Raw genomic sequence first — 9,812 nt, 5'->3', positions numbered from 1 at the left:
GGCATAGCTCCTTGATGGGCAGTCCTGCTTCGGCTTCGCCCAGAAAACCGATGATCTGTTCTTCGCTGAAACGCTTCTTCATGTCCAATCTCCTTACGCATAGGATCGGACTCTAAAGTGTAGCGCTACTCAATCAGGGGGTGACGTCGGCCCTCTTCGCTATTGGGCTCGATCTCTTTTTTACTTCGGGCGGTATTCGGCTTGTAAAAGGTAAAACCCAAGCTGCTTTCTTGATGATGCGAGCGGCGTCTCTGCATAATTCACTGTCAGTACAAACGGCTCGCGCTCGGCTTGTTCACTGGCAATCCAAGCTTGCCATACTCGTACATCGTCAGTGTCATAGCTAGCGTCAGCGGGTAGCACGCTCCCCCGCTCACCTTGTTGAGTGGGACTTTGTTCATAACTGCTGGCAGGTGTCTAGAAACCACCTCGGGCATTCTCGGATAGCATGAAGGTTTCACCCGCTAGCAAGGCTGGGAAGGGGATTTTTACGCGGCTTTCTTGACCTTGGAATCATATTTTTCTCGCCCCTTGTACTTCTACTCTCTCAGACGCTTGTATCTTTTTTCATTGGCGTTTGGGGTACCCTAAAAATAAAAAACATCCCAACACCCCTTATTACTCTACTCTTCATCATAAAGCAAAATTACTAAAGACTTTTAGCTCTCTTTCTTGATAAGGAGTGGCGGGTAAAGCATTTCTAAAATACTCAACATTTTCATCGAAATTTTCCGGCTGGCAGTAAATCGTGCTATACGTAGAGTACTCTCCTCCTTCATCATTAAGATAAGTAAATCGCAAACCAATTAAATTACGCTTACGCCAAGCCACAATCTCCTCTGCTTTCGTCCAGTCATATTCATGGTGCTGGGTACCCTGCAGCGCTTGATACCCCTTTGATGTCCCCATCATCCAGGCCGCGAAGCCCATCGCCAGCGGTCCCAGGCTGGTAATGAGCAGTGACGGATCCATAAGTATCAGCACTAGAACAATTGGCATCGAGATAATAGCCAACCATTTTAAAAATGGTTTCACAGACTCCATCTGGGGTTTCCAGGAACATTCCTCTGCATGCTGGTCTGTAAACCGGTAAACAAGAATGGTCGTCTGATGGGTCATGCTCATTGTAAGAAAAATAGAAAAAACAAACATCCCCACCCCCATCAGAGCACTAGACAAAAAGCTCCACCCTATGAAAGAAGAAAGATACGCAGAAATGAAGCACACTATAAAAAGCACCCCAAATAGAACATTTGCCACAAAAACATTATAATTACGCGCTTTAATCTGCCAGCTCATAACGGCAGGCTCGTCTGCACGTTTCCATGGTATCTGAGAAATATAGTCCTGCTTGGGCTGTATAAACCACATATCAATATCCTTACTCTTCTAAACTCATGGGCACCGTGATTTCAAAGCGGGTGGGCAGGCTAATGCCCTGGCCTTCTTCGCTATTCGGCTCGATCTCTTTTTTGCCTCGGGCAGCATTCGGCTTGTAAAAGGTAAAGCCCAAGCTGCTTTCTGATGATGCGAACAGCGTCTCTGCATAATTGACCGTCAGTACAAACGGCTTGCGCTCGGCTTGTTCACTGGCGGGAATCCAGGCTTGCCATACTCGTACATCATCAGTGTCATAGCCAGCGTCAGCAGGTAGCATAGTCCCCCGCTCACCTTGTTGAGTGGGACTTTGTTTATAACTGTTGGCAGGTGCCCAGAAACCGCCTCGGGCATTCTCAGAAAATTTGACGGTTTCACCTGCCAGCAAAGCGAGAAAAGCGAATTGTACCCAACTGAGTTAGCGCTTTACTTTATTATGTGATGCTCGGCAATATATTCAGTCACAAAATAACATCATGGCACAAGCCAAGCGCCACATCAGTGACGCTTGTGGTGATATAGCTATCTTTATAATTCATGAGCCCTGCTCTGTTCTTTACAATCGAGTTCACGCTCTTAATCACTTATATCCCGCCGTCACAGATGAAACTTTTCTTCTACAACCTCGATACATGGAAGATTGCTTGTCAAAAAACCCAACACTTTATCGCGCTCACCTTTCTTGCAATAAATCTCCCTGATACCTTCCGGTATCATCTCGTCCATTTCAGGGTGATACCAAGGCACATTCAAACCAATGATATCTCTTCCCGGATATAGGTAAACTTTATCAGCTTTACGCCAATCGTAGTCGTGGTGTTGCATTCCATGCAGTTCTTGATAACCTTTTGACGTGCCAATCATCCAGGCTGCAAAGCCCATTGCCAGCGGCCCCAGGCTGGTAATGAGCAGTGACGGATCCATAAGTATCAGCACTAGAACAATTGGCATCGAGATAATAGCCGACCATTTTAAAAATGGTTTCAAAGCCTCCATCTGGGGTTTCCAAGAACATTCCTCTGCATGCTGATCTGTAAACCGGTAAACAAGGATGGTCGTCTGATGGGTCATGCTCATTGGTATCAATATTGCCATTATTAGCCCGCCGAGTCCGAATAGAGTAGCCGATAAAATCGTTTCATCGCCTGACATTAATAAGGAAAAAATAAAAAAAGATGAAATCAAAACTAAAATTGCTAACAGAATATTTGCCACAAAAGTATTATAATTTCGCGCACGAACTTGCCAGCTCATGACTGCTGCTTCGTCCGCATATTTCCATGGTATCTGCGAAATATAGCTTTTCTTAGGCTGAATAAACCACATATAAGTATCCTTAATCTTCTTGGGTCATGGGAACCGTGAGTTCAAAACGGGCAAGCGCACTAACCCCACGACTTTCCTCACTATTAGGTTCAATTTCTTTCTTGCCAGAGGCAGCATCGGTTTTATAAAAGGTATAGCTTGAGCGATCTACATTTGAAGATAGCAACGTTTCAGAATAATCCACTGTGAGGATAAAGGGGACATTCTTAGCTTGCTCGGCTGCCGGTATCCAGGCCTGCCACACTCGCACATCTTCCGCGTTATATTCTGAGTCGGCAATGGTCTCGGCGCCCTGCTCGCCTGGTTGATGAGGACTTCGCTTGAAGCTATCGCCAAGCGCCCAAAATCCGTCTCGGCCGATCTCCGAGATACTGACGGTATCCCCCGCTAAAGAAGCGGGGAAAGAGATTTTTAACCAGTAGCCATATTGAGCCTCGGCCAGCTATCGGCACCCTATTACCAACGTCACATTGGCCGGTAAAACCATGAGATTATCGGCGCTGGTCTTGTTGCATCTAACATACTATCCAAAATGCTGCAGCGACTCCATGATGTAGTTTTCAAAAACGGCACGGCCGGTAGGGTAGTTTCGTGTTGCATCAGCAACCAAATCAGCATCACCACAGATGAAACTTCTCTTCTACCACCTCAACATCTGGCAATCTTTCTTTAAAGAATTTAAACACTTTTTGACGTTCGCCCTCTTTACAATAAATTGCATTCATTCCATTAGGAATAATTGTTTTTTTTCAGGGTGATACCAAGGAGTGTTCAAACCTATAATATTTCTATCTGGATAAAGATAGATTTTGTTGGCGTCTTGCCAGTAAAACGAATGATGCTTAATATTATCCTGCTTTGCCTGCTGCGATCCCGCTTGCAGAGCCATGAGCCCCATTCCCAAAGGGCCGATACCTGCAATTATCAAGGCTGGCTCAAACAATGCCAGCACGCCCACCACAGGTAGCAAAATAATCGCGATCCACTTCAAGAATGTGCTAGCTGCAGCATCCTGTGGCTTCCAGGAATGAACCTCTACTAACGTTTCACTAAAACGATAAACGAAAATGGTAGTGTAATGGGTTACACTTAAGCCAAGTAAAAAGAAAGGCAGAAACATACCAAATCCTAGCAAAAATGAGGCTAACAACGACTCAACGAATAAAAACATCACATACCCCCCTCCCGATGCCATAAGCACGAACACTATTAACTCCAAGCTACTCTTGGAAATATCATAGTTGCGTGCTCTGACTTGCCAGCTCATGACGGCATTTTCATGCGTATACCTCCAAGGTATTTCGGCAATGAAGTCCTGCTTGGGCTGAATAAACCACATATCAGTATCCTTACTCTTCTAGGGTTAGGGGAACCGTCAGGGCAAAGCGGGCAGGCGCGCTGATACCCCGAGTCTCCTCACCATTAGGTTCGATCTCTTTATTTGCCTGCGGAAGCATCAGGCTTGTAAAAGGTGGAACGTAAGCGGTCTTATCCGGACGAAAGTAGCGTCTCGCTGTACTCTACTGTGAGAGTAAAAGACCCACTTTTCTCTTGCTCGCTGGCCGGTACCCAAGCCTGCCACACTCGCACATCGTCCGAATCGTATTCTAAACTGGCAGTGGGCACGGCTCCCAGCTCGCCGGGTTGATGAGGACTTCCCTTGAAGCTATCGCCAGGCGCCCAAAATCCATATCGACCGATCTCGGAGATACTGACGGTATCCCCGCTAAAGAAGCGGGGAAAGAGGTTTTAGCCAATCGCCATATTGAGTCCAGGTCGACTGTCGGCATCCTATGACCATCGTCACTCTAGACGGTAAAACCGTGAGAGTACCGGTACTGACTCGACTGTTTTTATTACATCGTCCGAATGGGCTGCAGTGACTTTATGAAGTAATTTGCAAAACAGTCCGGTCGATAAGTATATGCGCGCCAGTAACCAAATCAGCATCATTACAAATGAAACTTCTCTTCGACCACCTCAACATCTGGCAATCTGGCTTTAAAGAAGCTGAACACTTCTTCACGCTCGCCCTCTTTACAATAAATTTGCCTAATACTAGTAGGTATCATTTTACCCAGCTCAGGGTTATACCAGGGGATATTCAACTCAATGACATCTCTACCAGGATAAAGATAGATTTTATTGGTGTCTGGCCAATAAAATGAATGATGCTTAGCATTCTTCTGCTTTGCCTGTTGCGAACCAGCTGTCAAGGCCATCAGTCCCATTCCCAAGGGACCGATACCTGCAATTATCATGGCTGGCTCAAATAATGCCAGTACGCCTACCACAGGTAGCAAAATAATCGCGGTCCACTTCAGGAATGCTTTGCCCGATACCTCTCGCGGTTCCCATGAATGCACTTCCACTAACGTTTCAGTAAAACGATAGACAAAGATGGTCGTATAATGAGTAATAAACAGGGAAAGTGATATTGTAAATAAAAAAAACACTGCTCCTAGCAATAGTGGGAGTAAAAGTCCTTCACTACCAATAGAACCAACATTGAACCCAAAAAAACCCGTTCCAATACTAACCAGCACCATTGGTATTAAAATAAAATTCATGCCAGAGGTGTTATAATTGCGAGCTTTAATTTGCCAGCTCATTACGGCATTTTCATTCGTATACCTCCAGGGCATTTCGGCAATGAAGTCCTGCTTGGGCTGAATAAACCACATATCAGTATCCTTACTCTTCTGGGGTTAGAGGGACCGTCAGGGCAAAGCGGGTAGGCGCGCTGATACCCCGATTTTCTTCACCATTAGGTTCGATCTCTTTTTTGGCTGCGAAAGCATCAGGCTTGTAAAAGGTAAAACTTAAGCGGTCTTCTCCGGATGAGAGCAGCGTCTCGCTGTACTCATCAGTAAAGGTAAAAGACCCACTTTTTTCTTGTTCACTGGCCGGTATCCAGGCCTGCCACACTCGCACATCTTCCGCTTTATATTCTGAGTCGGCAGTGGTGACGGCTCCCTGCTCGCCGGGTTGATGAGGGCTTTGCTTGAAGCGATCGTCAGGCGCCCAAAATCCTTCTCGGCCGATCTCCGAGATAGTGACGGTATCCCCCGCTAAAGAAGCGGGGAAAGAGATTTTTAACCAGTAGCCATATTGAGCCTCGGCCAGCTATCGGCACCCTATTACCAACGTCACATTGGCCGGTAAAACCATGAGATTATCGGCGCTGGTCTTGTTGCATCTAACATACTATCCAAAATGCTGCAGCGACTCCATGAAGTAGTTTTCAAAAACGGCACGGCCGGTAGGGTAGTTTCGTGTTGCATCGGCAGCCAAATCAGTATCATCGCAAATGAAACTTCTCTTCTACCACTTCAACATCTGGCAATTTAGCTTTAAAGAAGTTTAAAACTTCTTCTCGCTCACCCTTTTTACAATAGATCCTTCGAATGCCTTTAGGCATTATTTTTCCCTCTTCAGGATTATACCAAGGGACATTCAAGCCGATGATATCCCTTCCAGGATAAAGATAGATTTTGTTGGCGTCTTGCCAATAAAACGAATGATGCTTAATGCTATTCTGCTTTGCCTGCTGCGATCCCGCTTGCAGAGCCATAAGCCCCATTCCCAAAGGTCCGATACCTGCAAGTATCAAGGCTGGTTCAAACAATGCCAGAACGACTACTACAGGTAGCAAAATAATCGCGGACCACTTCAGGAATGCTTTGCCGGATATCTCCCGCGGCTCCCACGAATGCACCTCCACTACCGTTTCAGTAAAACGATAGATAAAGATGGTAGTATAATGAGTGATACTTAGAGAAAGTGGTATAAAAATTAAAAGCATCACTATTCCAAATAATAGTACAATGGCCATTGGTACTTCAGAAACAAAACCAATATACGCCCCTCCTCCCGCCATTCCAAGGCTAACTAGCACCATCGGAATTAAAATAAAATTCATGCCAGAAGTGTTATAATTGCGAGCTTTAATCTGCCAACTCACTACGGCATTTTCATTTGTATATTTCCAAGGCATTTCGGCAATGAAGTCCTGCTTGGGCTGAATAAACCACATATCAGTATCCTTACTCTTCTGGGGTTAGAGGGACCGTCAGGGCAAAGCGGGTAGGCGCGCTGATACCCCGATTTTCTTCACCATTAGGTTCGATCTCTTTTTTGCCTGCGGAAGCGTCAGGCTTGTAAAATGTGAAACGTAAGCGGTCTTCGCCTGATGAGAGCAGCGTCTCGCTATACTCTACTGTGAGAGTAAAAGACCCACTTTTCTCTTGCTCGCTGGCCGGTACCCAAGCCTGCCACACTCGCACATCGTCCGATTCGTATTCTAAACTGGCAGTGGGCACGGTTCCCTGCTCGCCGGGTTGATGAGGGCTTCGCTCGAAGCTATCGCTAGGCGCCCAAAATCCATCTCGGCCGATCTCCGAGATACTGACGGTATCCCCTGCTAAAGAAGCGGGGAAAGAGATTTGCAACCAGTAACCATAATAAGTAGTACTCATCTCGCCTGGACTGTTATTAGACGCATGAGACATATCAAATGTTGTACGACTTACTTGCGTTAATTTGACAGAAGGTCGTAGCAGGGTTTCCATCAAAGCGCGCCATTCGTTATTTTGGCCCTCATCAGACTCATCCCATTTATAACCGCCTCTTCCCCAGATACTGGTATAGAGCCACAAGCGGACCCCTTCACGGTGAAAACGGGCAGCAAAATAGGAGGCAACAAGGTGGATGACGCCCGCCGCAAACAGAACACCAGAGACCCAGCCGCCCAATATCCATGCGAAAGCATACGATCTAGCCGCGGTGGCGCCAGCAATTTGAGCAGCGGCTGTACCGGCCATAACACCGCCTGCACCCATTTTAGCAAAAAGCGCTACGCGCTCACTCGTACTGGTGGCACTAGATATATCGCTGGCACTCTTCCACGTATCGAGCCCGGCAGAGATGGCCCCGATAGCCGACAAGCCCGCTACGCGCGTGGCCAATTTACCCGCCAGGCGTGCCGCCTGGTGTCTCCCTTCGCCTGCCCATTCAGTAATACTAGCCTCTGTTACAGCTATCATGCCCCCTGACAACATAAATTGCCGCGTAGCATGTTTGTTCCAAAACGGCATGATCCATAGGCTCATGGTGGCGCCTACGGCAAAACCTGCGTTAGCGGCCAGATTTTTCGCTCCCGCCGCATCGATACCTTCCTCGTCTGCGGTACGTGCTGCTTCCTTGAAGTTATAGAGGTTCAGTCCGGCAATCAAAAGCGGCATCCCTCCCCCCATTCGCTCAATGAAACCGGCGATATGACGTCGAGCTGCGTTTGCGCCATCTGTGAATCTTAAGCGTTCTATTGTGCGCTGTTCATATAAGCCAGCAGTTGCAAGATTACTCGCGCGAATCTGATTGCCAGATTTATCAAGATCCAGGGTATCGTCTGCAGCAGCAACGCGGTTGGGTTTGTCATAGGCATGTTGGTGACGTTGTTGCTCTAATCGATTTGCTCGATTAATATTTCCTTGATCGTTTGCTTCTTTAATTTGCCTGATTATCCGCCTGGAGTTGTCATGCCATTCACGAAGTTTGATCTCGTACTCAAGATCGAGTACCAGTCTTGATGAGGCTAAATCCGGGTGAATAAGAACGACCATGACAGGATGCCACAGCGCTTTAGCTGTTTTTTCTAAAGACACTTGCCCGCCGGCACCCAAGGACGCTAGAAAGTGATAAGAGATACTTTCCCAGATTTTTTGCGTCGGCCCTCTTACCCCTTCGCGTAAGGTATCAAAAGCCGCTCGCACATGCGGCGCCAAGGCCTTGTAAATGGCATGATTTTGCACCTGTTCATACTTGAGAATACCGCGGAACGCCTCGGTGCGTTCCGCCACGCTCGAAGCGCTAACTCCATTGTCGGCGGGCTTTCCATCTTCAGTGCCATGCTCGATAAAGTGTTGTGCTATGGTTTCAAGGGCATCAGTCAGAGCAGGATCAAAATTACCCATTGCGAAGCCAATTAACGAATCACGTGCCTGGTATGTCGTGTTCAACCACGCCCGGCCGGTCTGCGTTGCCCCAACAGCTTCCATTGCCATACAACCGCATTCATGAATGGCTTGGTTCTGGTCGGCATCAACCGTATCGAAACAGAGTTCTTGAGCAGACAATGGCAAACGTTCCAACCAGATAATCAGGTCGGCCAGGCTGTTTTCGATATGAGTTTGCAAACGCTCTAGCTGTGGCTGATGACGATGGATATAGTCAATGGCTTCTTCATAATGCACGTCATCACGCAAGAGGCTTGTAGCGTTCAAAACATCAGGGTCAGGCGGTTCAATACCTAATGCTTCCAACTCATCATAAATGTCTATGACGCGCTGCTCACGGCTTTCTGTACTATAAGTCTCACCGGATAAAACCTGCTTCAAATCTTCCGTGAGTTGTCGTGCCCGAGCTGTTTTAGCAGGATCATCTCGGACATCGTCTGGAATATTGTCGTCATCCAGATAATCACAAAGCGTTTGTAGAACGGATGCAATCTGTAGCTTATGCCCATGCTCATCTAGAAACGCTTCCAACTCCATCTCTCGCCCGGCTAGCGCCATGTGCAGGTCATTGACAATGCCCAGGTCATCATCAAGTGCTACAAAGATAGATTCATCGTGATTATCGATACTGCCGAGAACGCTGTCCTGCGTAATCTCTGGTTTGACTTCCAAATGGCGATATACGCTCTCGGCTTCATCAGCGGAGTCGCTATCGGAAATCGCCTCCTCTCTTTCGATGGTTGAAACCGTGGTACTGGTAAACCCATCCACCGCGCCATTGGGCGTAATATCCGCCACATGCTGGCCAAGCTGTGTGATCGGCGCGGCGTGGGGCGCGAACGATGCGCAGTCACCTGTCGCATTGATAGCACTGATCAAACTGAAGGAACGCATGATGCGTTGACGAACATCGTCGTTTTCCAGCACGTATTCGCGAATACGCTCCGTCCACTTCATGGAAGAGTATGCCATGGCGATAGAAACGTAGGTGGGATACGTCAAGTGAGAAGCCCCATTGAACGTAGCGCCTTCTATGAGGTACTCATCAAGACGCGTCTCTCCCTCCTCGCTTACCCAGACGTAAAGCCAGCCATC

10 protein-coding genes are annotated in these 9,812 nt (G+C 47.4%); all 10 read right to left on the bottom strand.

The genetic code is table 11. The features are described 5' to 3' along the window. Positions 1-82: transposase (locus B0H98_RS17370; protein ID WP_217901937.1), on the bottom strand; the 82-nt coding region annotated here is incomplete at its 3' end. Between the two features lie 551 nt (positions 83-633). Beyond that, a complete protein-coding gene (locus B0H98_RS16660) occupies positions 634-1,371 on the bottom strand; it encodes a hypothetical protein (protein WP_106376193.1) in 738 nt (245 codons plus the stop codon). Positions 1,372-1,381: 10 nt separating this feature from the next. Next, positions 1,382-1,657, bottom strand: coding sequence for a hypothetical protein (locus B0H98_RS16655; RefSeq protein WP_106376192.1), 276 nt, complete (start codon positions 1,655-1,657; stop codon positions 1,382-1,384). A gap of 317 nt (positions 1,658-1,974) precedes the next feature. Further along, positions 1,975-2,703, bottom strand: a complete 729-nt coding sequence (locus B0H98_RS16650; protein ID WP_106376191.1) for a hypothetical protein — start codon at positions 2,701-2,703, stop codon at positions 1,975-1,977. 10 nt (positions 2,704-2,713) lie between these two features. Then, complete coding sequence (locus tag B0H98_RS17145) at positions 2,714-2,947, bottom strand: hypothetical protein (RefSeq protein WP_208623641.1); 234 nt, start codon at positions 2,945-2,947, stop codon at positions 2,714-2,716. Positions 2,948-3,424: 477 nt separating this feature from the next. Beyond that, entirely contained in the window at positions 3,425-4,042 is a 618-nt protein-coding gene (locus B0H98_RS16640) for a hypothetical protein (protein ID WP_106376190.1), read from the bottom strand. Positions 4,043-4,655: 613 nt separating this feature from the next. Continuing rightward, entirely contained in the window at positions 4,656-5,387 is a 732-nt protein-coding gene (locus B0H98_RS16630) for a hypothetical protein (RefSeq protein ID WP_106376189.1), read from the bottom strand. A gap of 10 nt (positions 5,388-5,397) precedes the next feature. Then, positions 5,398-5,631 (bottom strand): hypothetical protein, encoded by a 234-nt coding sequence (locus B0H98_RS17140; protein ID WP_208623640.1) that lies wholly within the window; start codon positions 5,629-5,631, stop codon positions 5,398-5,400. Between the two features lie 373 nt (positions 5,632-6,004). Beyond that, the gene (locus tag B0H98_RS16620) at positions 6,005-6,739 is read right to left on the bottom strand and encodes a hypothetical protein (protein ID WP_106376188.1); all 735 of its coding nucleotides are present in this window, start codon (positions 6,737-6,739) and stop codon (positions 6,005-6,007) included. A 10-nt stretch (positions 6,740-6,749) separates the two neighbouring features. Then, the gene (locus B0H98_RS17235; protein WP_279628416.1) at positions 6,750-9,719 is read right to left on the bottom strand and encodes a T6SS effector BTH_I2691 family protein; all 2,970 of its coding nucleotides are present in this window, start codon (positions 9,717-9,719) and stop codon (positions 6,750-6,752) included. Positions 9,720-9,812: the final 93 nt, after the last annotated feature.

It is taken from the genome of Vreelandella songnenensis, assembly GCF_003002925.1.
GTDB classification, from domain to species: domain Bacteria; phylum Pseudomonadota; class Gammaproteobacteria; order Pseudomonadales; family Halomonadaceae; genus Vreelandella; species Vreelandella songnenensis.
Note: the sequence above shows the minus strand (reverse complement) of the source record. Positions and strands in the feature narration are given on the sequence as shown.